This window comes from Corynebacterium phocae (assembly GCF_008693075.1).
Lineage (GTDB): Bacteria > Actinomycetota > Actinomycetes > Mycobacteriales > Mycobacteriaceae > Corynebacterium > Corynebacterium phocae.
Window position 1 is genome coordinate 1 of the sequence record NZ_VXKJ01000039.1, and the last position, 23,601, is coordinate 23,601.

Consider the following 23,601-nt stretch of genomic DNA (forward strand, 5'->3'; position numbering starts at 1 on the left):
ATTATTTACAGTGACACCCCTATATGGAAAAGGGCACCACCCGGCACACACCAACCAACACCGCACATAACGGCACCGGCACAACCCAAGCACACAACAGCAAAAAGTCACAAACAACCATAAGTTATATAAGTACATTGGTACACTATTGAGTTCTCAGACATCGTCCGTACCTATTTACTCACCAGGATTTAATCTTGGCTTTCTCTAGGACGTTGGAGTTTAAATCCTAGTTTCTAACTTTGTAAGTTGTCAACTTGAAGTTCATCTCCGCGTCACCTTGTTTCCGTGGCGACTTGAACTAATTTACATACCGTTTAAGCCGTTGACAAATCCCCTGCTAGAACGCAAAAACCTGCACGCCTTAGCGTGCAGGTTTTAGTGTTGACACTTTTCCGCTTCGTTGCCGTAAAGCTGAGGCAAGAACTACAGGCCCGACTAGACCAGGCGTGCCCCGGCAAAGTTCTTCTTACCCCGGCGGAGAACCAGCCAGCTGCCGTGCAGCAGGTCAGATTCAGTGGGCTCCCAATCCTCAGACTCAACGCGCTGGTTATTGACGTATGCACCGCCTTCCTTGATGGTGCGGCGTGCTGCACCCCGCGAATCAGCAAGTCCAGCTGCAACGAAAAGATCGATTGCCGTGCGTGGTTCGCCGGCAGCTATTTCAGCTACCTCCGTTTCAGAAAGGGCTCCAGCCAGGGTTTTTTCATCCAGGTCGGTGAGCTCAGCACGTCCAAAGAGGGCCTGGGCGGCTAGTTCAACGGCCTTGGTTGCCTCCGGTCCGTGGACCAAGTCTGTCATCTCTTGGGCCAGGCGGCGCTGGGCCTCACGGCGGAAAGCTTCCTCAGCTACCTTCTTCTCATATTCCGCGATCTCGTCCTGAGTAAGGAAAGTAAACCAACGCAAGTAGTCAATGACCACGGAGTCACCCGCGTTAAGGAAGTACTGGTACCAGGAGTAGGCGGAAGTCTTTTCCGGGTCCAGCCATAGCTTGCCACCACCGGTGGACTTGCCAAATTTCTGGCCTTGGGCGTCAGTAACTAGCGGCACGGTGAGCGCGTGCACCTTCTTGCCTTCCACGCGGCGAACAAGGTCTACGCCGGAGACAATGTTGCCCCACTGGTCCCCGCCGCCAATCTGCAGCACGCAGTTTTCCGCGCGGTTAAGGTGCAGGTAGTCATGGGATTGCAAGAGCATGTAGGAAAATTCCGTGTAGGAAATGCCATCAGACTCCAGGCGGCGCTTGACGGTGTCGCGATCCAACATTGTGTTGAGTGAGAAGTTCTTTCCCACATCACGCAGGAAATCAATGACTGACAGATTCATGGTCCAATCGGCGTTGTTAACCAGCAGAGCGCCGTTGTCACTATCAGGGTTGTTGGCGTTACCGTTGTCACCGGCAAAGCCCACGAACTTCTTTAGTTGCTCCTTGATACTGACTAGGTTCTCTTCAATTTGGTCTTGAGTCAGCATGGACCGCTCCCCCACGTCACGGGGATCCCCAATGAACCCTGTGGCACCACCGGCCAAAGCAATGGGACGGTGCCCGGCTTCTTGGAAACGACGCAGCATGATCATGGGCACCAGGTGACCGGCGTGCAAAGAATCACCCGTGGGGTCAAAACCGCAGTACAAGGTAATGGGCTCAGCGCATGCCTCACGCAGTGAATCAAGGTCGGTGGATTGGTTGATAAGGCCGCGCCATTGCAGCTCATCGATAATGTTCATAGATCTATTTCCCTCGGAGGTTGTGACAATTGTTGCTAACAGGTGTTGGTATTGACTTGGTGCTGGTTTGCAGCGTTGCTAAATAACAGAGTTGGTGAGAAGGCTCTGACTTTCTACGAAGTGCTCGTTTAGGCCGCTGGCCACGGTTTGGCACTATCGGCCAGCATGACAGGTATTCCGTCCTCAATAGGATAGGCAACACCTAGCCGTTCGTTGACCAAGACGGCATCTTCTTCAAGGTGGGTTAGCGGACCTTTGTCCTGGGGGCAGACCAGGATTTCCAACAGCTTAGGATCAAGACTCATAGTCATAACCCTACACAAAGACCGTCCCTTGCTTTAGTGTTGGGCAGCGGTGAAAACGGCAAAAAGGGAACCGATAATTCCGGTTCCCCTTCTGCTGCCGTCAAAGCTTGGCCTGGCTATCCTAAAAGCCCGTTCACCTAGAGCTGTGCCCTAGCCGCGAACCGGGACGTTGGCCCACTCGCGAGCCTTTTCGGCTAAATCTTTCACTCTGGCCAGTTGCTGTTTGACCTGGACACCGGCGGTTCCGCCCTTAGTAGAGCGTGAAGCCACCGCACCATCGATGGTGAGTACCTCACGGACTGCGCCGGAAAGGCGCGGGTCCACGCTTGCTAGTTCCTCATCGCTAAGGTCGACTAGATCCACGCCGCGTGATTCAGCAATACGCACGCACGCGCCTGATGCCTCATGGGCTTCGCGGAAGGGCACGCCCTCGCGCACCATCCATTCCGCTAAATCGGTGGCCAGAGTAAACCCACGGGGGGCAAGTTCGCGCATGCGGTCCTCGTGGAAGGTTAGTGTGGAAACCAGTCCACTCATGGCTGGCAGCAACAGGTTGAGCTGTGCCACGGAGTCCACGATGGGTTCTTTATCCTCCTGTAGATCGCGGTTGTAGGCAAGTGGCTGCGCCTTGAGAGTTGCCATAAGACCCGCCAAGTTGCCAATCAGCCGGCCGGTCTTACCACGGGTTAGCTCCGCGACGTCAGGGTTTTTCTTCTGTGGCATGATGGACGATCCTGTAGACCAGGCATCATCGAGGGTGACATAGCCGTATTCGGGCGTACACCAGTAGATTATCTCTTCAGCCAGACGGGACATATCCACCGCAATCTGCGCCAACACAAAAGCGGTTTCGGAGGCAAAATCGCGCGAAGATGTGCCATCAATGGAGTTCTCCGCTGCTGCTTCAAAACCCAGCTCCTGGGCAATGGCCTCCGGATCGAGCTGCAACGAGGAACCCGCCAGCGCACCGGAGCCATAAGGAGAAATAGCTAGGCGCTTGTCCAAGTCCTTAAGCCTGTCCACGTCGCGCAGCAACGGCTGCGCATGCGCCAGAAGCCCGTGGGCAAGCAAAATAGGCTGGGCGGCCTGGGAATGGGTCTTGCCCGGCATGATGGCGTGAGGATGCTGGGCAGCCTGGCCTGCTAGGGCCTCGATAAGATCGGATACTTGCGCCGCGATGTCACGAATGGCGTCGCGGACCCACATTCGAAACAGCGCAGCAACCTGGTCATTGCGAGAACGGCCCGCGCGCAAACGCCCGCCTACTTCCGGGCCCACAATCTCAATCAGGCCGCGCTCCATGGCACCATGAACGTCCTCATCGCTAGGTTGTGGCCCGAACTCACCACTGGCGACTTTCTCTCCTAACTCGTCCAAGCCTGCGAGCATAGTGGCAAGATCGGCATCGGAAAGAAGGCCTGCGGAATGCAGCACCTTGGCGTGCGCCTTGGAGGCCAGCACGTCATAGGGCGCTAGCACCCAGTCGAAGTGAGTGGACACCGAAAGCGCAAACATGGCCTCCGACGGCCCACCGGCAAAGCGGCCGCCCCACAACGCGCCCTGGTTGGTCTTGTGCTGTTGCATATGTTTTCCTAGCCTCCGGTTCAGTGGGGTTGGTTACTGTCTTTTAGTTACAGGTTTGGTTACAGGGGTTGTTACTGGTTTTGCTACTGGGCGTACTTCTCATTGCCAGTGGGGAAACCACCCTCACGGTCACGCTGGTTAGAAATCTGGGTAGACAAGCCGTGTAGCTGGACAAAGCCCTTTGCTGCAGTCTGGTCAAAGGTGTCACCCGTGTCATAGGTAGCCAGGTCAAAGGAATAGAGCGACTCCGAGGAGCGGCGGCCGGTCACCGTGGCGGTACCAGCGTGCAGAGTAAGGCGGATATCCCCAGTGACGGTTTCCTGGGTGGAGTCCACGAAGGCGTCGAGGGAGCGCTTGAGGGGGCTAAACCACAGACCGTCATAGACTTCCTCACCCCAACGGGCGTCGGTCAACCGCTTGTAACGGGCCAGCTCGCGCTCAATGGTGACATCCTCCAAAGCCTCATGGGCTTTAATAAGAACAACGGCACCTGGGGCTTCGTAGACCTCGCGGGACTTGATTCCCACCAGGCGGTCTTCCACCATATCCAGGCGGCCAATTCCCTGCGCGCCAGCGCGCTTATTGAGCTCTTCGATAACCTGCAGCACGGTCATCTTCTTGCCGTCCACGGCTACCGGCGTTCCCTTGTCAAAGGAGATGACTACCTCATCCGGGGCGTTGCCCATAGCCGGATCCTCGGTATAGGCGTAGAGATCCTTTGTCGGTGGGTTCCACAAGTCCTCAAGGAAGCCCGTTTCCACGGCGCGACCCCAAACGTTTTGGTCGATGGAGAAAGGTGAGGAAGCTGACTGCTCGATGGGCAGGTTAACCTCTTCAGCAAAAGCGATGGCCTTATCCCTGGTCCAGGCGTAATCACGGGCCGGCGCGATGATTTCCAAGGAAGGATCTAGCGCCCGGAAGGAGACTTCAAAGCGAACCTGGTCATTGCCCTTGCCGGTGCAACCGTGGGAGACATGCGTACCGCCGTGCTCCTGCGCAGCCTCTACCAGGTGCTTGACAATCAGCGGACGAGAAATGGCAGATACCAGCGGGTACTGCTTCATATACATACCGTTGGCCTTGATGGTGGGAAGGCAGTACTCTTCTGCAAACTCATCCTTGGCATCAACGACAATGGACTCCACGGCGCCGCAATCCAGCGCGCGCTGGCGTACGGATTCCATATCCTCCCCGCCCTGACCCAGATCCAAGGACACGGCAATGACGTCCCCGCCGGTCATTTTTGATAGGTAAGGGATGGCCACCGAGGTGTCCAGGCCGCCGGAATATGCGAGTACTACGCGTGCATTCATGTTAAAAGTGCTCCTCAAAATGTTAGTGAAAATTATACCGTCTGGTTAATAATATACGTAAATGTGCTCAGAGTCTAACCCGGGGCCAGCTAAAGCCATCCCTATCTACCGCCCGGGGTGAGAACCAGGCACTACCCTGGTTTCTCGCGGCCACCAGGGCTTGCTGCTGGAGGTTGCCGGTAGGGGTTGCTACTGGGGTTTGCCGCTAGATTTCCGGTGAACCAAGTTCTCCACCATCTCAGCGCCCGTCATCGGTTCCCGCGAGAGAACGAAGATGGTGTCATCTCCGGCAATACATCCCACCACGTCAGGTATGCCCGCGCGGTCAATATAGGAAGCCAGGTACTGCGCGGCACCGGCCGGGGTGCGCAACATAGCCATGTTGCCCGAGTGGTCCGTGGCTGTGACCAACTCATCTATCATCCGGCGAAGTTTCTCCCGTGGGCCGTTAACCTGATCTTCAAACTGCTCCAGGTCATCACCCACCTGATAGAAGGAGCTACCGTTATCCAGCTTGACCTTCTTTGCTCCCAGCTCGTCCAGATCCCGCGATAGCGTGGCTTGAGTGATATCAAAACCTTCCTTGGACAATAGCTCAGAAAGTTGCACCTGACTGGTTACACGAGTGCAGGCTAGAATCTCCAAGATCTTCGCCTGGCGCGCATTTCGGTTAGAAGGCGTATTAGACATGGTGGGCAGTTTACTCCGTGCTCAGTTGTTTGGGGGGTTACGGCGGGTGCCTGGGGGTTACGGCGGTTGATTAGGGTTTAGGGCGACTGCTGTGGGGTTGTGGCGTCCACCTGACGGCAGCGGCGTTACTGGGCGGCCTTTGCCTTGTGCTCCAGCAGCCAGACCATCAGTGCTTTCTGGGCGTGGAGCCGGTTTTCCGCCTCATCGAATACCACAGACTGCGGGCCGTCAATGACCTCCGCAGCGACCTCATTACCGCGGTAGGCGGGAAGGCAATGCAAGAAGATGGCGTCTGCGCTTGCCTTATCCATGAGGTTCGCGTCCACCTGATAAGGCCTAAACGGCGTGTTGCGGTCCTTTCCATCCTGCTCTTGTCCCATGGATACCCAGGTATCGGTAATAACCACGTGCGCACCAGCAGCAGCTGTGATGTCATCGGTGACTTCCACCCTTGCCCCGGTCTGCGCCGCACGGTTGATTGCGCGGTCTACGAATTTCTGTTCCGGTTGGAAATCCTTTGGGGCGATGATGGTGATATCCAGCCCCGCCGTAGCAAAGCCCAGCATGTAGGAGTTGGCCATGTTGTTAGAACCATCGCCTAAGTAAACGGCCTTGATGCTGGTGAGGTCATCGAAGTGTTCTTTAATAGTCTGCAAATCCGCCAGGATCTGGCAGGGGTGTAAGTCATCCGACAGTGAGTTGATGACCGGCACGTCCGCCGCTGCGGCCATGGCCTCTAGGTTACTGTGGGCGAAAGTGCGCCAGACTATGGCCTCCGCGTAGCGGGAGAGCACCTTGGCTGTGTCTTCGATGGATTCCCCCTTGCCCATCTGGGTTTCCGCGCTGCCTACCGTAATGGCAGTGCCCCCTAGGTGTGCGGCCGCTGTGGCGAAGCTAAAGCGGGTCCGCAGCGAGGTTTTGTCAAAAATCACCGCTATAGTTTTTCCCGGTGCCAGGAGTTGTTTGGCATAAGGGTTATCCTTCAGCCAGGCGGCCAAGTCCAGGACCTCTGCCTGCTCAGCCGGCGAAAGATCGTCATCTGCTAGAAAGTGCCTCATTGTGTTCCCATCTGTTGAAGTATGTGTGTCAAAGTGTTTGCTGCTTGGGCAATATCCGCGTCTTCGATAACCAGTGGCGGGGTCAAACGGATGACGTCTTTGCCGATGGCGTTGGCAATAACTCCCGCCTGAAGTGCGGCCTCCACGGCTTGTTTGGCCACCGGCTGCTTGAGAACTACCCCTAACATCAGGCCAGCGCCGCGAACCTGCTCCACGTGTGGGGAGTGTTCCACGAGCTCCTTGAGCTCCGCGCCCTTGCGGGCCACTTCCGCTAAGAATTCCTCATCAATAGTCTCCAGCACCACATTAGCTGCCGCGCAAGCCACGGGGTTTCCGCCAAAGGTGGTGCCGTGGCTGCCGGGGGTGAAAAGCTGGGCTGCTTTACCCACGCCAATGCACGCGCCAATAGGCAGGCCGGCACCCAGGCCTTTAGCCATGGTGATAACGTCCGGAACCACGCCGGAGTGTTCATAGGCAAAGAATGTACCCGTGCGGCCCGCACCAGTTTGGACCTCATCGACCACCATCAAGATGCCGTGTTCATCACAGAGCGCCCTGACCGCCTGGAGAAACCCAGGCGGGGCCGGAATAACCCCGGTTTCCCCCTGAATTGGCTCCAAGAAAATGGCGGCGGTGTCACTTGGGTTAATCTCCACAAGTTGCGTGAGGTAATCAATGTCGCCGAAGGGGAAGAACTCCGCGCCGGCGGGCAAAGGCTCAAATGCTTTGCGCTTGCCAGGTTGTCCGGTCACCGATAGCGCACCCATGGTGCGCCCGTGAAAGCCATCCTTGGCAGCCAGCACGCGGGAGCGGCCGGTCAAACGCGCCAGTTTCACAGCGGCCTCGTTGGCCTCCGCGCCGGAGTTAACAAACAGTACCCGGGCGCTGCTAACCCCCACCCGCTTAATCAGCTTTTCCCCGGCAGAAACCACCGGGCCGGTGGCCATCAAGTTAGAGGCGTGGCCCAACGTGGCTATCTGCTGGCTCACGGCGGCCACCACGCCAGGGTGTGCATGGCCCAGCGAATTGACGGCAATTCCCGCCAGCATGTCTATGTAAGATTTGCCCGTTTCATCTTCCACGCGCGCCCCTTGGCCGGAAACCAGCGCGATGGGCGGAGTGCCGTAGTTATTCATCAGCGCGGCAGACCAGCGCTGTTGGAGGTTACTCATTTGGTTTCGTCCTTTCTCAAGACGGTTTTTGCGTCAAAGGGGAGGCAGTCCCCGCCGTCGGAGAGCACCATGGTGCCTATACCGCCGGGGGTGAGAAGCTCTAGCAGCACCGAGTGCGCTACCCGGCCGTCAATCACGTGGGCTGCCACTACGCCGTCCTCCACCGCCCGCAGGCAGGACTCCATTTTGGGGATCATCCCGGAGTCCAAGCCGGGCAGGATCTCCGCCAGCTTCTCACAGTCAATCTTTGACACTAAGGAGTTCTTGTTGGGCCAGTCGGTGTAGAGACCCTCCACGTTGGTGAGGATGAGCAGACGCTCTGCTCCGAGCGCTGCGGCCAACGCTCCGGCTGCGGTGTCCGCGTTGATGTTGTAGATTTCCCCGTCTGGGCCGGGCGCGATGGTGGACACCACCGGGATCCGTCCGGCCTCGATGATGTCCATGATGGCCACAGGGTCAATGGAGTCAATGTCTCCTACTTGACCAATGTCGGTCATCTCCCCGTCTACGTCCACCAGGCGCTTGCGGGCGGTGAACAGACCTGCGTCCTCACCGGAGGTCCCCACGGCGTAGGGTCCGTGCGAGTTGATGAGCCCCACTAACTCGCGGCCCACCTTGCCAAAGAGCACCATCCGCACAATCTCCATAACCTCCGGAGTGGTCACCCTGAACCCGCCCTGGAACTCCCCTTTAAGGCCCAGTCTGGCGAGCATGTCCGAAATCTGCGGGCCACCACCATGGACCACCACGGGCTTGGCCCCCACAGTGCGCAGGAACACCATGTCCGCAGCAAACGCGCGGCGCAGGTCCCCATCCACCATGGCGTTGCCGCCGTACTTGACCACCACGATTTTGTCGCGAAAGTGCATAAGCCACGGCAAAGCTTGGGCCAGGACTTCCGCCCTATCGTGGTTGGTGAGCTGACCAAGGCTCATATCTAGGGTATTTTCGCTTGTCATCGCGGTGCCTTTCTGGCGGTTGAGGTAAAAATCTAGCGAGCGGGTGGTACTAGGAGCTATAAGCCGAATTGATCTCCACATAGGCGTGGGAAAGATCAGTGGTGCGAACGAACGCCTGGCCCGGCCCGCCGGTCCCCAGATCCACACGCACGTCAATATCCGCGCCGGACAGATCCACCTCCCGGGCACCAGGTGCACCGGTAGACCGCACGCACACCGGTTGGTCGTTGAAGTACACGGAGATGTTTTCCGGGTCCATGTCAGCGGACGCCATTCCAACGGCCGCCAGGACACGGCCCCAGTTGGGGTCAGAGCCAAACATGGCGCATTTAAACAGGTTGTCCCGGCCGATGGTCCGGGCGGCACTCAACGCCTGGGCATCTGAAGACGTCCCAGTAACGGTGATTTTCACACGTTTGGTCACTCCCTCTGCGTCGGCCTGCATCTGATCCGCCAGGCTGGCGCAGACCTCTAGCACCGCAGCATCAAGCTCCTCCTGCGTGGGGGTTATCCCGGAGGCTCCGCTAGCCATGACAATAACTGTGTCATTGGTTGAGGTAGAGCCGTCCACGTCCAGGGTGTTGAAGGTTACCCCGCTGGCCTTAGTGAGCGCGGCGTGCAAAGCCTCCGGGCTAGCCACGGCGTCCGTGGTGATGACCGCCAACATGGTGGCCAGACTAGGGGCCATCATGCCCACCCCCTTGCCCATGGCACCCATGGACCAGCCCTGGCGGCTAGCAACCGCCATTTTGGGCACGGTGTCGGTAGTCATGATTGCCTGCGCCGCGTCCAGCCCAGTAGCCCCCATGCCGGCCGCTTGGGTTACTCCTGCGCGGACCTTGTCCATGGGCATGAGCTCGCCGATGAGCCCCGTGGAGCACACCGCCACGTCACCGGCTTCAACGCCCAGCGCGGCGGCGGCCAGGGTGGTCATTTCGGTGGCATCGGCCAGCCCCTGCTGTCCATTACAGGCATTGGCGTTGCCGGAGTTGATAACCACGGCACGCAGCTGCCCATTCGCTACCGCCTGGCGGGTAACAACAACGGGCGCTGCTACCACGCGGTTGCGGGTGAATACGGCGGCCGCGGCGAAGTCTGGGCCCTGGTTATGAATTAGTACCAAGTCTGGATTACCGGAGGGCTTGATACCCGCCCGAGTAGTTCCGGCGGCAAAACCCCGGGGTGCCAGCACGCCGGCGGAAGATAAGTTAGTCATGGTTTTGAAATGCTCTTTCTACTAGTACCTATTGTTAGGGCGCCACGGCCGCCAGCGGAAGCCCGGCGGTTTCCTCAAGCCCAAGGCTTAAGTTCATGCACTGCACGGCCCCACCGGCGGTGCCCTTGCACAAGTTATCCACCGCAGCGGTAACTATGAGCTTGCCAGCGCGGGTATCCACGTGGGCCTGGATGTGAACCATGTTGGTGCCCACCACGTTGTGGGTTTCCGGCTGCTGACCTTCCGGAAGCACCAGGCAGAAGGGCTCATCACGGTAGTAGTCCAGGTAGGCGGCACGGACGGCCTCCGGGGTGGTGCCTGGCGTGAGGTCAGCCGTGACGGTGGCCAGGATCCCGCGGCTAAGCGGTGCCAGGATGGGAGTGAAGGTGACTTTTAATGGGGTGTTGCTGGAGCTAAACGCGGAGAGGTTTTGGACTATCTCCGGGGTGTGCCGGTGATTGCCGCCGGGATTATAGGCGCGCAGATTACCCATGGTCTCTGCACCCAGCAAACTCACCGAAGCCTTTTTCCCTGCGCCGGACACGCCCGTCACGGCAATGACGCTTAAATCCGGGGCAATGAAGCCTCCGGCTACTGCGGGCAGCGCGCCCAAGGTGATGGCGGTGGGAAAACAACCCGCGACTGCCACCCGTTTAGTTCCCTTGAGTTGCTCCCGGTGGCCGGGAATCTCCGGGACGCCGTAAGGCCAGCTACCGGCGTACTCCCCGCCGTAATATTCCTCCCAGGCGGATTTGTCTTTGAGCCGGAAATCAGCCGCACAGTCTATAACCACAGTGTCCTCCCCCAACGCTTGCCCCAGGCGTGCGGAGTGTCCGTGGGGCAAGGCCAAGAAAACCACGTCATGACCGGAGAGGTTCTCCACGGTGGTAGCAACGATGGTCCGGTCCGCTAGTTGCGGAAGGTGCGGCATGAGCTCCCCCACCTTCTGTCCAGCGTTGGAGTGCCCGCACAGGGCACCGATTTTTAGCTCACCGGCAAGGTAGGCCGGGTGTCCAAGTAGCAGCCGGAGGATTTCTGCGCCGGCGTATCCGGTAGCGCCCGCGATGGCAACGGTAGTAGTCATGCCGAAAGACTAGCACATATTATGCAACACTGTGCAATCTATACATTAACTAGGGTTTTTTAAACTCCACGAGCTACCTACCCATCACAACCGCAAGGTCCCGTACCAGCGGATTTGCCTTCTTCCGGGGTCTTCTTGGCCCCCTGGAGGTAGCCTTCATCAGCGGATCATCGATAAAGGTAAACATCAGCCAGGCCAGGATGACAGACAGGATAAACGCGGCCACCGCGCAGCACAGCCAGCCCACGAAACCCCACTGGTGCCCGGCTATGACATAGCGCTGTAGCGCCACCATCACCGGGTACTGCACCATATAAAAGGCAAAGGAGATGTTCCCCAGCAACACCGCGCGCGGGGAGGCTATCCGCCCGGACAGCCCTTCCAGATCCCGGACCGCCAGGGTGCCCACAATTAAGCACATGGGGACCAACATCACCACCGCCATCTTCAACGCCACGGGAACAAACCACGTAGCGGCAAAGGAAAGGGCCAGGCCCACCATGGGGGCGGCAAGGTTGGTATTGCGGAAGATGCCCTCTGAGACCATCTTGGCCATCACGCAGCCCAGGAAGAACTCCGCCAGACGCGAGAGCGGGAAGTAATAGGAAAAGAAGTAGGCCATGTGCACCGGGATGGACTCCTGGGCAAACCACACAGGGTCCGCGTGCGGCTCTGCTACCGGGGAGACATCCATCTCCCACAGCCTGGCCACAAACGCGTTTTCCGTCTCCCAGCCGCCGGCAAAAACCAGGTGAACCGTCAGGGCCACACCCAGCAGGAGCGCGAACAGGCCCCAAAAAGCGGCCCAGTGCCCGCGACCGCGCAGGCGGTTGACCAGGGGGACCAAGAAAGGAAAGGACAGGTAAAACAACATCTCCGCGCCCAAGGACCAGCTGGGAACATTCAGCCCACCAAGCAGCGCCCAGTTGGGGTTCCACGTGTGGATTAACAACGCGTTGGGCAGCCACAGCTCCAGGCGGGAAAAATCCATGGCAAAGTCCACATTCAGGCCGGCACCCTCCCGCGTGACGGTGGCCGAGGCCGCGACAAAGAGGATGAGCGCCACCCAGTGCATAGGATAAATCTTGGTAAAACGGCGGCGGCAGTAATACAGAATGTCCCCTGCCCCACGCACGCTGCTGTTGGACCAGTAAATCAAAAAGCCCGAAAGCACGAAGAAAAACGTCACACCAGCAGAGCCCAGCTGCATGGGGACAAAGGAGTGGATGGTGGCAAACAACTCACTGCGCTGGAACGGGTAGACCGCCAAGAAGATGAGGGCGTGGAGTAAGAACACCGCCATGGCCGCCCACCACCGCGCTCCTGTGAGGGAAGGAAGATTTGGTCTGCGCCCGGAGAGAGGGAAAGTGGTCAAGACTATTCCTTAATTAAGCTACTTTAGGTTCGTGAGACAAAGATACCCTTGAGTTTATCCCACCGGTATCTGCGCGCCGGTACGCGGCCTTGGTTGTTCCCCACCCCCTTGGCACGCCGTATGACCCGGTGCCCCAGCCAAGCCACTGAGTACGCGAGCAAAAGAAAACCGGCCTCCCGGAAACCCGGGAGGCCGGCCAGCGCGGACTTAAAACAGCTGCCCTAAGCGCGCATCTCCGCGCCAAGTTCGGCCTTAGCGGCGGAAGCTGCGGCTAGACGGTGAGGGTTGACCTCTTCATCAGTCAGCGTGCGGTCTGCAGCACGGAAGTTGAGGCTAAAGGCTAGAGACTTCTTGCCCTCACCCAGCTGATCACCGCGGAAGATGTCAAACAACTCCACGGATTCCAGGAGCTCACCAGCGGCAGATTCCACCACACGGCGGACCTTCTCAGCAGGTGTGTCTTCATCAACGACCAGCGCCAGATCCTGGTGCAAGGCCGGGAAGGCGGAAAGCACCGGTGCGGGGAAACGCTCAGCCAAGTCCAGGGCGGTGACGTCCATTTCCATAGCGCACGTACGCTCCGGCAAGCCCAGGGCCTTGACAATCTCCGGGTGGAGTTCGCCCGCGTGACCTACCACCGCGCGGTTGCCTTGTCCGTCGGTAGCCACAATCGCGGCGCAGCGGCCCGGGTGCCACGGGAGCTCCTGTGCGGATTCCAGCTCGATTTCCACGCCAGCGGCGCGGGCGGCTAGGCGGGCGGATTCAATGGCGTCCGCGTAAGTGTAGGCGCGCCCCTCACCCCAGGGGCCGGCGTGCTCAATGCGGCCGGTGGCCACCGTTGCCACGTGCAGCGGCTGATAAGGCAAGGAGTCCAGCAGCTCCGCCACGGTGGTCTCATCCGGGCGGGCGGAAACATCCGGCATGGGAGATGCGTCCTGGCGCTTGAAGCTGACCTGCTGCAAGCCGTAGAGCGCCAGGTCATGGCGCCCACGCGCCACATTGCGCGCCAAGGCCTCAAGCATGTTGGGCAGCAAGGTGGTGCCCAACGTGGCCTTGTCAGATTCCAGCGGATTCTGGACCGTAACTGCCTGGCGGCGGGGATCCTTTTTATCCAGACCCCACATATCAAAAGTCTTAGAGGCGATAAACGGCGAAGGCAGCACCTCAGCGTAGCCGGAATAAGCCAAGCCGTGGCCAATAGCCCGACGGCGCTTTTGGGCGGGAGTCAAACCGCGCCCGCCCACCGGGGTGGGAAGGATGGTGGGGATATCCTCTAGGCCCTCTAGCCGCAGGACTTCCTCAATAAGATCCACGTCCATGGTGATATCCCCCCGCCACGTGGCCGGGGTAACGGAGAGGACTTCTTGACCGGCATCCTCAATCTGGCAGCCAACCTCACGCAGGCGCTTTTCCACGGTGGCGCGGGAGTAGTCCACGCCCGCGTACTCCCCCGGCTTGGACGCGCGCATGGTGATAGCCGCTGGCGCGGGAACTCCGCCCACCAAGGTGCGGCCGGGCGCAACCGTTCCGCCGGCAATGTTGACCGCAAGCGCGCAGGCATAATCCAGCGCGGCTTCCACGATAGCCGGGTCCACGCCACGCTCGAAGCGGCGGGAGGCCTCTGAGGACAGCTTGTGGCGGCGCGAGGTGCGCGCCACGGTAATGGGATCCCAGTTGGCAGCCTCGAAGTAGATGTTGGTGGTGGAATCAGAGATTTCCGTGGTGGTGCCACCCATCACTCCGGCCAGGGATTGGATGCCGTTGTCATCGCAAATAACCACATCCTCCGCGTCCAACGTGCGCTTGACGTGATCTAAGGTTTCAAACTTCTCCCCCTTCTGGGCGTTGCGCACCACCAGATTGCCGGCTACCTTATCCGCGTCAAAAGCGTGCATAGGCTGGCCCAGCAGCAACATGACGTAGTTGGTGATGTCCGTGGCCAGGTTGACCGGGCGCTGGCCGCACAGCATGAGCTCGCGCTCCATCCAGTACGGGGTACGTACGGTGGGGTCAATCCCAGTGACTTGGCGCAAGCCAAAGCGCACGGCCTTGGTCTCCGGGTGCACGTCCACGTCGATGAGATCGCCTGCAGGCTCTGGCACGTCTGCGGTGTCGATACCCGCGATGTCCGGGTCCTTTGCCACGTCACCGAACTCAAGATCGAAGGCGGAAGCTACCTCACGGCTAAGCCCGCGGGCGGAGAGGGCGTACCCGCGGTCCGGGGTGATATTGACGTCAAAAACGGTGTCTGCCAGGCCCACCAGCGGGCGGGCGTCCTGTCCCACGTGCGCGGCGAACTCCGGGCCAAGAGTAATGATCCCCTCGGATTTATCCGCAATACCCAGCTCAGCTGCGGAACACATCATGCCCGCTGAAATCTTGCCGTAGGTCTCCCGCGCCCCGATTTTGAAGCCACCAGGAAGCTCCGCGCCGGGCAAAGAAACCACCACGTGGTCCCCCATGCGGAAGTTGCGAGCACCACAGATTATGCCCTGTAGCTCTCCCGTGCCGTTGGCCTGGCCCACGTTGACCTGGCAGTAACGGATGGGTTTTTTAAATCCCTCAAGCTCCTCGAAGGTCTCCACGTAGCCAATGACTAGCGGACCGGAAATCTCCGGGAGCGGGGCGTAGCCCTCAGTTTCAAAACCTACCCGGACAAATCCGGTATCCAGGTCCTCAGGGCTAACTGACCAGCCCGGGTTGCGTGCGGCTAGAAGATTGGTAATCCAACTTTGTGAAATCAACATGTGCTTTTAAATTCCTCTACAAATCTTAACTTATGCCTGCACGCCAAAAGGAAGCGTGAAACGGACGTCGCCTTCAACCATGTCGCGCATGTCGGTCAAACCGTTGCGGAACTGCAGGGTGCGCTCTAGCCCCATGCCAAACGCGAAGCCGGTGTACTCCTCTGGGTCCACGCCCACCGCGCGCAAAACATTGGGGTTGACCATGCCGCAGCCGCCCCACTCGATCCAGCCGGCGCCGCCCTTTTTATTGGGGAACCACACGTCCACCTCCGCAGAGGGCTCGGTGAACGGGAAGTAATTGGTACGCATACGCGTGGTGGTCTCCGGGCCAAACAAAACCTTGGCCAGGTGGTCAAGTGTGCCACGCAGGTGCGCCATGGTCAGCCCCTTGTCCACGGCCAGGCCCTCAATCTGGTGGAATACCGGGGTATGGGTGGCGTCTAGCTCATCGGAACGGAAAACGCGGCCTGGGCAAGCGATGTAGAGGGGAACTTCGCGCTCCAGCATGGTCCTAATCTGCACCGGCGAGGTGTGGGTGCGCAGCACCTGCTTGGAACCCGGTTTGGAGACGTGGAACGTATCCTGCAGGGTACGCGCGGGGTGATCCGGCTTGAAGTTCAAGGCATCAAAGTTAAAGTACTCCGCCTCCACCTCGGGGCCGTCGGCAATTTCCCAGCCCATGCCCACAAAGATGTCCGCAATGCGCTCGCTTAAGGCGGTGATGGGGTGGAGAGCGCCGGTCTGCGCACGCGTGGTGGGAACGGTGACATCCACGGTCTCCGCTTTCAGCTGCGCCTCACGCGCTTGCTCCTCCAGCACGGCTTTCTTCTGACCGAACGCCTTCTCCGCGCGGCCGCGGGCAATGTTGACGTTCTTGCCGGCTTCCTTGCGGTCTTGCTTGGGCAAAGTGCCCAGCATGGTGCGGGCCTGCGGGATATAGCCCTTCTCTCCCAGGTGCTCCCTGCGGGCCTGGTCTAGCTCTTCTAGGGTGGCGGCGGACTCAAAGGCCGCAATTGCCTTCTCCGCGGCGGCGCCAAGCGCCTCTTGGGTCAATTCAATATCAGACACGTGCCTTAAAAACCTTCTACTTTCGCGAAAAACTAACGCCGCTTATCTTACCGCAGGCGTGACAATTAACTGTGGTCGGTTTGGGATTGCGCCCGGGCGGACTCATAGAGACAAATGCTGGCCGCAGCAGCAAGGTTCAGCGACTCCGCGCGGCCGCGGATGGGGATCCTCACCCGAATGTCCGCTTCCTCCTGCAGATCCCCTAGCCCGTGGGCCTCATTGCCAAACAGCCACGCCGTGGGTTGGCTGAGATCAGCATCAGCCAAGTCAACCTCACCATCAACGGCGGTGGCAATCAGCTGCATACCGGCCTGGCGCAGCTGCCCTAAGGCGTCTTTGATATTGGTTTGCCTAGCCACCGGAATGTGGAACAACGACCCTGCGGACGCCCGGACCACCTTAGAACCCAGCGGGTCCACGGACTCCCCGGCAAAAATAACGCCGTCTGCGCCCATGGCATCCGAAGTACGGATGAGTGTTCCCGCGTTGCCTGGCTCTGCGGTTTCCACCGGAACGGAGACCAACTTAGGTTTTCCGGCCAGAATCTTCCCGGCGGTCCACAGCACAGGCGGGCACAGCGCAAAAAGGCCCGTGGTGGTAGCGGTGTCGCTCAAGTGCTTGGCCGCACGGTCGGTAATCGGGTGGACGTAGACGTCCATGTAGCCGGCGGCCGTGACTATATGATCAAAACGGCTGGCGGCAGACTCGGTGACAAAGATATCCGTGGCGGCGCCGGTGGACACGGCAGCATCGACAGAATTTTCACCCTCGATGATAAACCTATCTGCCTTCTTGCGGGCGGCCGCGCGGTGCAGCTTGGCGGCGTTGACAATACGGGGGGTGCGCTCAGTAAAGGCGTTCTCGAAGTCCAAAGTCATGCCCCCACCCTACCCGGATACGCGAAAACCCCGAACTCACAAGCGGGGTTCGGGGTGCGACGCTAGGTGCTCTAAGCAGCTTAGGGCTCTTAGGCGACCTTAGCGTTGACGTCTGCAGGAAGAGCAGCCTTAGCTGCTTCACACAGTGCCGAGAAGGTTTCGAAGTCATTCACAGCAAGCTCAGCCAAGATCTTGCGGTCTACCTCAATCTCAGCCAGGCGCAGGCCGTGGATGAGACGGTTGTAGGTGATGTCATTCATGCGAGCTGCAGCGTTGATACGCTGGATCCACAGCTTACGGAACTCAGACTTGCGCGCACGGCGATCGCGGTACGCATAGGTCATGGAGTGTAGCCACTGCTCCTTGGCCTTGCGGTACAGGCGGGAGCGCTGGCCGCGGTAGCCCTTAGCGGACTTTAGAATCGCGCGGCGCTTTTTCTTGGCGTTAACTGAGCGCTTTACTCGTGCCACAGTAATACTTCCTTAACTTATAGAGTGATGTTTATTTAACTGGGTGTAGGCGCTAAATTATGCGCGGCCTAGGAGGCGCTTTACGCGCTTGACGTCTGCGGGTGCAACTGCCTCTTCGCCCTTCAGGCGACGAGTACGCTTGGACGTCTTGCCCTCGAGTAGGTGGCGGCGGCCAGCCTGCTCACGGCGCAGCTTGCCGGAACCGGTTACCTTGATGCGCTTAGCGGTTCCCTTGTGGGTCTTCTGCTTCATGAGAGTTAAGTCCTTTAATTCCCGTTGATTGCCGAAATTGTCTTGTTGTCTACTTCTTGCCCTTGCGGGTTGGTCCCAGAACCATGGTCATATTGCGGCCGTCCTGCTTTGGACGGGCCTCAACGTTACCGTATTCTTTTACGTCTTCTGCAAGACGCTCAAGAAGGCGGAAACCCAGCTCCGGACGCGATTGCTCACGGCCACGGAACATGATGGTCACCTTGACCTTGGAACCCTTTTCCAGGAAGCGAATCACATTGCTCTTCTTGGTCTCATAGTCATGATCATCGATCTTCGGACGGAACTTCTGTTCCTTAACCACAGTCTGCTGCTGGTTCTTGCGAGCCTCGCGAGCCTTCTGGGCTAGCTCATACTTGTACTTGCCGTAATCCATGATCTTGGCAACCGGCGGCTTTGCCGTGGGTGCTACCTCGACCAGGTCTAGATCTGCTTCGTATGCGAGCTTGCGAGCATCATCCGTGCGGACAATACCCACCTGTTCACCACCGGGGCCGACTAAGCGGACCTCGGGAACTCGGATGCGCTCATTAATGCGAGCTTCAGCGCTGATTGTGGTCTCCTTGGTTTAAAGATGTGAAAAGCTAAACTTGATTTGCCTACCTTGACCACAAACGAAGAACCCGGCTTGCAAGATATGCAGCCGGGAGTTCTCAGAAACGTTCTACGTTTTAAAGTAAAACCTTTTACCTTTATCCAACACGGTAAACCGTGCGGCTTCAGGTGGGAGAGAAACTCCGCTTGCGACCCAAGACCTCCTGGAGAAGGCGCTCTGGGCGGTAGTACTGGCAACTATAGCGTATGGTCCCAACCCTTTCCAAATTAGCCCTTCGGACCCCAGTTTCTGCTAACCGCGCCAACGGTACCGCGAAGGCCAACGGGGCCGCCCATGCCCGCTGTAGCCACCGTCCGAACGCACCCTGCCCGAACGTCCCCCGTTCCGAACGCACCCTGTCCGAACGTTTCCTGTCCGAACGTCCACAGTCCGTGAATCCTCCGCCCGGATGTCCAACCTCCGGGTGCCTGCCGCCAGTGCGTGCGGTTTATACATACGGGGCCACCGGGGTAAATAGCGCAGTCTCTTTCCTACCCGGGGCAGGAATCCACCGGACTAAGCACGCCCCGGGCTAGCGACTGCTGGAGGTAAGCAACCAGTTCCGGCGATAGATCATCAAGGGTTGCTTGGGCCTTGTGGTAGGCCGCGTCTTCACCCGTCTTAAAGCCGTCGTAGCGCACCGTGATTGTGGCAACCCCCACGTTTCCCTGGTCAAACTTTAGCTCCCCAAACTGGCGCTGGGTGTAGTGGCCATCAAGTTCGCTTAGGCCCCAGCCGCCCTTCACGCGGGCATTCGACTCCTTGGCTAGACCCCAGCGTTGCCATTCGATTATCTTGCCCATGTCGCGAATAACGCGCCTAGCACCCTTGATGCATTCCAGGTGAGCACCGAACTTCGCTTGTTCCTGCAGGGGCCAGTTGGCGTATCCAAAAGCTGTCTGCCATCCGGACTCGGGATCTTGCCACCGGACTTTCGAGCCTCCCTCCGCCAAGACTGTATCCACAGCTTGGATGGGATCACCTTCTTTATCGAGCACGTGCATCCACAGTTCCCAGGATGCGTCATTGTCAGACTCCCTAATTGATAGGTCAACCAGATCATTGGACGCCTCACCCCTGGAAGCCGCGATGGCTATCGGGACTTTGATGGTGGACCAGGCGGGACCGGTTCCCGGATGCCCGGCGGTGAAGGTCCCCTCCGCCGTGGTGATAGCCACGCCCACACGCGCGTGGTGTTTCCGGCCGATTTTCATCACCAGCTTGTGCAGGTCTTGCTCGACCATTTCGCGGGTTTGGGGATCCATCTGCGCGCCGGAGGCCCCGCCACCCTTAACAACGGTGGAGCCGGCAGCGGAAGAACCCACAGCGGTCGCCGTATCTGGTCCGGCTGCTGCCTCCCCAGCCGCGCCGGTGCTACATGCACCCAGGATGGACGCCGCAACGCATGACGCTATTGCGCCCACAATCCTTAACACGTTTTATAAAAGCTCCTTGAGGTACTGACCCGTATAAGACTGCTTTACTTTAGCAACCTCTTCCGGGGTACCTTCAGCCACCACCAGTCCGCCGCCGGAACCACCCTCTGGGCCCATGTCTACCACCCAGTCAGCTGCCTTGATGACGTCCAGGTTGTGCTCAATGATGACCACGGAGTTGCCCTTGTCCACCAGCCCTTGGATAACAAGCATGAGCTTGCGGATATCTTCAAAATGCAATCCGGTTGTGGGTTCATCCAGGATGTAGATGGTCCGGCCGTTGGTGCGCTTTTGTAGCTCACTGGCCAGCTTCACGCGCTGCGCCTCACCGCCGGAGAGAGTGGTGGCGGATTGTCCCAGCCGCACGTAGCCTAGGCCCACGTCCACCAGTGTGTTGAGGTAGCGGTGGATAGAGGTAATCGGCGCAAAGAACTCGGCTGCCTCGGAGATGGGCATGTCCAGGACTTCGGCTATGTTCTTTCCCTTGTAGTGCACCTGCAAGGTTTCGCGGTTGTACCGGGCACCGTTACATACTTCACACGGGACGTAGACGTCCGGTAGGAAGTTCATCTCAATCTTCAGGGTGCCATCACCCTGGCATGACTCACACCGCCCGCCCTTGACGTTGAAGGAAAAACGTCCGGGTTTATAACCGCGCACCTTGGCTTCCTGGGTTTCGGCGAAGAGGTTGCGGATTTTGTCAAACACGCCGGTGTAGGTAGCCGGGTTGGAACGCGGGGTGCGCCCGATGGGGCTCTGGTCCACCTGCACCAGCTTGTCTAGGTGTTCCACGCCTTCCACGCGCTTGGCGCGGCCGGGAACCTGGCGGGCGCGGTTTAATTGGTTTGCCAGGGTCTTGGCCAGGATCTGGTTGACCACGGTGGACTTTCCGGAGCCGGATACGCCGGTGATACACACCATGACACCCAGGGGGATTTCCACGTCAATTTCTTTGAGGTTGTTCTCCCGCGCGCCCACTACCCGCAGCATGCGCTCCCGGTCCACCGGCCGGCGGTTATCCGGCACGGCCAACTCGCGTTTTCCGGACAGGTACTGGCCCGTCAAGGACTCTTTGACCTTCTCAATGCCCTCAGGCTTTCCTTGGTAGACCACCTCACCGCCGTATTCACCAGCACGGGGACCAATGTCTACTAGCCAATCGGCCTCCCGGATGGTGTCCTCGTCGTGTTCCACGACGATGAGCGTGTTGCCAATGTCGCGCAGCCGCTTAAGGGTTTCTATCAGCCGGTGGTTGTCGCGCTGGTGCAGGCCGATGGAGGGCTCATCCAACACGTAGAGCACGCCCGCTAGGCCGGAACCAATCTGGGTGGCCAAGCGAATTCGCTGGGCTTCGCCGCCGGATAGCGTGGACGCACCGCGGTCTAGAGTGAGGTAGTTGAGCCCCACGTCAAGCAGGAATTTCAGGCGGGCCTGGATCTCTTTGAGCACCGCCCCGGCGATGATCTCTTCGCGTTCACCCAGCACCAAAGAGTCCAGGAATTCCGCGGATTCCTCGATGGACAAAGCGGTCAGTCCGGCAATGGATTGTTCCCCGTGGGCGGTAGAGGCCAGACGCACCGCCAGGATCTCCGGCTTGAGGCGGGAACCGCCACACGTAGCGCACGGCACGCGCCGGGTGTACTGCATGAGCCGGTCTTTCTGGGAGGCGGAATCCGTCTCGGAGAGCTTGCGGTCAATGAACCCTACCGCGCCCTCGAAGGGTGCGGTCCAGTCCCGGATCCGGCCGTAGCGGTTTTTGTACCGGACCCGCACCTCCGTGTCGGTGCCGTAAACCAGGGCCTTCCGTTGCTCCGGGGAAAGGTCTTTGACCGGGGAGCTAGCGTCGAAACCCATGGTCTTGGCCAGGCCTTCCACCAGTTTGACGAAGTACCGGGAGTTGGGCGAGGAGTGCCACGGCTGGATAGCCCGCGTTACCGGCGCGTCCTCATCCGGGATGAGCAGATCGATGTCTACTTCCAAGCGGGTTCCCAACCCGTCACACACCGGGCAGGCGCCAAAGGGAGAGTTGAAGGAGAAGGCGCGAGGTTCGTATTCCTCGATAGCCAAAGGGTGGCCGTTGGGGCAGGACGTCTTTTCCGAATAGGTGTGCGTGAGTTCTTCGTTGTCCACGAAGTCGATGGTGACCATGCCATCCGCCAGCTTCAGCGCGGTTTCCACGGAGTCGGTCAGGCGCTGCTTGGCGGACTGCTTAACCTGCAGGCGGTCCACGATGACGTCAATATCGTGTTTAATCTGCTTCTTGAGCTTGGGCGGATCACTGAGTTGGTACAGCTGCCCGTCCACGCGCACGCGGGCGAAACCTTGGGCGGTAAGCTCCGCGAAAAGATCTACGAACTCGCCTTTGCGGCGGCGCACCACGGGTGCTAGGACCTGGAACTTTAGGCGCTCTTCGTTGCCCAGCACGGTATCGACAATCTGCTGCGGGGTCTGGCGCTCAATGACCGCGTCACACACCGGGCAGTGCGGGGTGCCGGCGCGGGAGAACAGCAGGCGCAGGTAGTCATAAATCTCAGTGATGGTACCCACCGTTGACCGCGGGTTGTGGTTAGTTGATTTCTGGTCAATGGATACCGCCGGCGACAAGCCCTCAATGAACTCCACGTCTGGCTTGTCCATCTGTCCCAAGAACATGCGGGCATAGGAACTAAGGGACTCCACGTACCGGCGTTGGCCTTCGGCGTAGATGGTGTCAAAGGCTAGGGAGGACTTACCGGAGCCCGAAAGGCCGGTGAACACCACCATCTTATCGCGGGGTAGATCGATGTCTACTCCCTTGAGGTTGTGCTCACGTGCTCCACGAACCACTAGGCGTTCTGCCACTGAATTTCCTTACTGTTTTGACTGTGCGAAAATCTTCTAAAAGTTGTTAGGACCGGCACCTGTTGCTTATGGCAGGTGGCGCGGGTTGGCCCGGTAGTCAGTAGAAGGCAAATGACTTCAACCAATATACGGGGCTTTTGCCCAAAACATACGTAGGCTTAACACTATGAACAACACTATTACTTTAGAACATATTTCCGTATCTGAGATGGATAACAACTGTTACCTATTGTGTTCGGGATCCCAAGGCCTGCTCATCGACGCTGCCGATGATCCCAAAGCGCTGCTTGCGATGGCTAAGTCTGCAGGCGTCACCATCACCGGGGTCCTTACCACCCACCGGCACTGGGACCACGTCCGCGCACTACCGGAGGTACTCTCTGCCACCGGAGCTACCCACTACGCCCCTTTCCTTGACTCCCCCGCCCTACCGGCCCCGGTTGATGTGGAGCTCAACCATGGAGACGTCATCGAATTTGGCGGACAAGAACTTCCGGTCGCAATTTTGCGCGGCCACACCCCCGGCGGCGCGGCCCTAGCCGTGGAGATGGCAGGAACCACTCACCTGTTTGTTGGGGACAGCCTCTTTCCCGGCGGCCTGGGCAAGACCGACTCCGAAGGAAGTTTCGCGCGCCTGTTCAAGGACGTCACCGAGAGGATCTTTGACGTCTACGAAGACTCCACCGTTGTACACCCCGGGCACGGCAAATCCACCACGCTAGGAGCGGAGCGCCCGCAGTTGGATGAGTGGCTGGCGCGCGGCTGGTAGCCCGCTTAGCCCCATAATTTTCAAAGTTAGGTAAGCTGGTTGG

20 protein-coding genes are annotated in these 23,601 nt (G+C 59.0%); 1 reads left to right on the plus strand and 19 read right to left on the minus strand.

The genetic code is table 11. The features are described from left to right. Nucleotides 1–438: 438 nt before the first annotated feature. From tyrS to uvrA, 19 genes are all read right to left on the minus strand, one after another. Entirely contained in the window at nucleotides 439–1,728 is a 1,290-nt protein-coding gene (gene tyrS, locus F4V58_RS05930) for a tyrosine--tRNA ligase (RefSeq protein ID WP_075734196.1), read from the minus strand. A 128-nt stretch (nucleotides 1,729–1,856) separates the two neighbouring features. Further along, the gene (locus F4V58_RS05935; protein WP_075734198.1) at nucleotides 1,857–2,033 is read right to left on the minus strand and encodes a Trm112 family protein; all 177 of its coding nucleotides are present in this window, start codon (nucleotides 2,031–2,033) and stop codon (nucleotides 1,857–1,859) included. Nucleotides 2,034–2,183: 150 nt separating this feature from the next. Beyond that, nucleotides 2,184–3,617, minus strand: a complete 1,434-nt coding sequence (argH, locus tag F4V58_RS05940; protein ID WP_075734200.1) for an argininosuccinate lyase — start codon at nucleotides 3,615–3,617, stop codon at nucleotides 2,184–2,186. A gap of 83 nt (nucleotides 3,618–3,700) precedes the next feature. After that, a complete protein-coding gene (locus F4V58_RS05945) occupies nucleotides 3,701–4,930 on the minus strand; it encodes an argininosuccinate synthase (RefSeq protein WP_075734202.1) in 1,230 nt (409 codons plus the stop codon). A gap of 189 nt (nucleotides 4,931–5,119) precedes the next feature. Further along, a complete protein-coding gene (locus tag F4V58_RS05950) occupies nucleotides 5,120–5,620 on the minus strand; it encodes an arginine repressor (RefSeq protein ID WP_075734204.1) in 501 nt (166 codons plus the stop codon). Nucleotides 5,621–5,745: 125 nt separating this feature from the next. Further along, nucleotides 5,746–6,678 (minus strand): ornithine carbamoyltransferase, encoded by a 933-nt coding sequence (gene argF, locus F4V58_RS05955; protein WP_075734206.1) that lies wholly within the window; start codon nucleotides 6,676–6,678, stop codon nucleotides 5,746–5,748. Further along, complete coding sequence (locus tag F4V58_RS05960) at nucleotides 6,675–7,850, minus strand: acetylornithine transaminase (protein WP_075734208.1); 1,176 nt, start codon at nucleotides 7,848–7,850, stop codon at nucleotides 6,675–6,677. The genes argF and F4V58_RS05960 overlap by 4 nt, the downstream gene beginning before the upstream one ends. After that, a complete protein-coding gene (argB, locus tag F4V58_RS05965; RefSeq protein WP_150385726.1) occupies nucleotides 7,847–8,785 on the minus strand; it encodes an acetylglutamate kinase in 939 nt (312 codons plus the stop codon). The genes F4V58_RS05960 and argB overlap by 4 nt, the downstream gene beginning before the upstream one ends. A gap of 73 nt (nucleotides 8,786–8,858) precedes the next feature. Next, complete coding sequence (gene argJ, locus F4V58_RS05970) at nucleotides 8,859–10,025, minus strand: bifunctional glutamate N-acetyltransferase/amino-acid acetyltransferase ArgJ (RefSeq protein ID WP_075734212.1); 1,167 nt, start codon at nucleotides 10,023–10,025, stop codon at nucleotides 8,859–8,861. Between the two features lie 34 nt (nucleotides 10,026–10,059). After that, nucleotides 10,060–11,109 (minus strand): N-acetyl-gamma-glutamyl-phosphate reductase, encoded by a 1,050-nt coding sequence (gene argC / locus F4V58_RS05975; RefSeq protein WP_075734214.1) that lies wholly within the window; start codon nucleotides 11,107–11,109, stop codon nucleotides 10,060–10,062. A gap of 73 nt (nucleotides 11,110–11,182) precedes the next feature. Next, complete coding sequence (locus F4V58_RS05980) at nucleotides 11,183–12,484, minus strand: acyltransferase family protein (RefSeq protein WP_084559702.1); 1,302 nt, start codon at nucleotides 12,482–12,484, stop codon at nucleotides 11,183–11,185. A 221-nt stretch (nucleotides 12,485–12,705) separates the two neighbouring features. Further along, nucleotides 12,706–15,231: a phenylalanine--tRNA ligase subunit beta gene (gene pheT, locus F4V58_RS05985; RefSeq protein WP_075734218.1), complete on the minus strand. Its 2,526-nt coding sequence runs from the start codon at nucleotides 15,229–15,231 to the stop codon at nucleotides 12,706–12,708. A gap of 30 nt (nucleotides 15,232–15,261) precedes the next feature. Beyond that, nucleotides 15,262–16,299 carry a phenylalanine--tRNA ligase subunit alpha gene (gene pheS / locus F4V58_RS05990; RefSeq protein ID WP_075734220.1) on the minus strand — a complete coding sequence of 346 codons (1,038 nt, stop codon included), beginning with the start codon at nucleotides 16,297–16,299 and terminating at the stop codon, nucleotides 15,262–15,264. A 65-nt stretch (nucleotides 16,300–16,364) separates the two neighbouring features. After that, nucleotides 16,365–17,177 (minus strand): TrmH family RNA methyltransferase, encoded by an 813-nt coding sequence (locus tag F4V58_RS05995; protein ID WP_075734222.1) that lies wholly within the window; start codon nucleotides 17,175–17,177, stop codon nucleotides 16,365–16,367. A gap of 89 nt (nucleotides 17,178–17,266) precedes the next feature. Continuing rightward, nucleotides 17,267–17,647, minus strand: a complete 381-nt coding sequence (rplT, locus tag F4V58_RS06000) for a 50S ribosomal protein L20 (protein ID WP_075734224.1) — start codon at nucleotides 17,645–17,647, stop codon at nucleotides 17,267–17,269. 57 nt (nucleotides 17,648–17,704) lie between these two features. Continuing rightward, a complete protein-coding gene (gene rpmI, locus F4V58_RS06005) occupies nucleotides 17,705–17,899 on the minus strand; it encodes a 50S ribosomal protein L35 (RefSeq protein ID WP_075734226.1) in 195 nt (64 codons plus the stop codon). Nucleotides 17,900–17,948: 49 nt separating this feature from the next. Further along, entirely contained in the window at nucleotides 17,949–18,470 is a 522-nt protein-coding gene (gene infC, locus F4V58_RS06010) for a translation initiation factor IF-3 (protein ID WP_075734228.1), read from the minus strand. A 533-nt stretch (nucleotides 18,471–19,003) separates the two neighbouring features. Continuing rightward, nucleotides 19,004–19,948 (minus strand): serine hydrolase, encoded by a 945-nt coding sequence (locus F4V58_RS06015; RefSeq protein ID WP_150385725.1) that lies wholly within the window; start codon nucleotides 19,946–19,948, stop codon nucleotides 19,004–19,006. A 3-nt stretch (nucleotides 19,949–19,951) separates the two neighbouring features. Next, nucleotides 19,952–22,789: an excinuclease ABC subunit UvrA gene (uvrA, locus tag F4V58_RS06020; RefSeq protein WP_075734229.1), complete on the minus strand. Its 2,838-nt coding sequence runs from the start codon at nucleotides 22,787–22,789 to the stop codon at nucleotides 19,952–19,954. 166 nt (nucleotides 22,790–22,955) lie between these two features. Here uvrA and F4V58_RS06025 point away from each other — a divergent pair, with 166 nt between their 5' ends. Beyond that, a complete protein-coding gene (locus tag F4V58_RS06025; protein ID WP_075734231.1) occupies nucleotides 22,956–23,558 on the plus strand; it encodes an MBL fold metallo-hydrolase in 603 nt (200 codons plus the stop codon). Nucleotides 23,559–23,601 lie beyond the last annotated feature (43 nt).

Excerpts from the sequence above, each read along its gene's own strand:
- argC (WP_075734214.1), bottom strand. The coding sequence starts at position 11,109 with ATGACTACTACCGTTGCCATCGCGGGCGCTACCGGATACGCCGGCGCA.
- F4V58_RS05945 (WP_075734202.1), bottom strand. The coding sequence starts at position 4,930 with ATGAATGCACGCGTAGTACTCGCATATTCCGGCGGCCTGGACACCTCG.
- argF (WP_075734206.1), bottom strand. The coding sequence starts at position 6,678 with ATGAGGCACTTTCTAGCAGATGACGATCTTTCGCCGGCTGAGCAGGCA.
- F4V58_RS05995 (WP_075734222.1), bottom strand. The coding sequence starts at position 17,177 with ATGACTTTGGACTTCGAGAACGCCTTTACTGAGCGCACCCCCCGTATT.
- tyrS (WP_075734196.1), bottom strand. The coding sequence starts at position 1,728 with ATGAACATTATCGATGAGCTGCAATGGCGCGGCCTTATCAACCAATCC.
- F4V58_RS05960 (WP_075734208.1), bottom strand. The coding sequence starts at position 7,850 with ATGAGTAACCTCCAACAGCGCTGGTCTGCCGCGCTGATGAATAACTAC.
- argB (WP_150385726.1), bottom strand. The coding sequence starts at position 8,785 with ATGAGCCTTGGTCAGCTCACCAACCACGATAGGGCGGAAGTCCTGGCC.
- rpmI (WP_075734226.1), bottom strand. The coding sequence starts at position 17,899 with ATGAAGCAGAAGACCCACAAGGGAACCGCTAAGCGCATCAAGGTAACC.
- argH (WP_075734200.1), bottom strand. The coding sequence starts at position 3,617 with ATGCAACAGCACAAGACCAACCAGGGCGCGTTGTGGGGCGGCCGCTTT.
- F4V58_RS05950 (WP_075734204.1), bottom strand. The coding sequence starts at position 5,620 with ATGTCTAATACGCCTTCTAACCGAAATGCGCGCCAGGCGAAGATCTTG.
- F4V58_RS06025 (WP_075734231.1), top strand. The coding sequence starts at position 22,956 with ATGAACAACACTATTACTTTAGAACATATTTCCGTATCTGAGATGGAT.
- argJ (WP_075734212.1), bottom strand. The coding sequence starts at position 10,025 with ATGACTAACTTATCTTCCGCCGGCGTGCTGGCACCCCGGGGTTTTGCC.
- pheT (WP_075734218.1), bottom strand. The coding sequence starts at position 15,231 with ATGTTGATTTCACAAAGTTGGATTACCAATCTTCTAGCCGCACGCAAC.
- F4V58_RS05935 (WP_075734198.1), bottom strand. The coding sequence starts at position 2,033 with ATGAGTCTTGATCCTAAGCTGTTGGAAATCCTGGTCTGCCCCCAGGAC.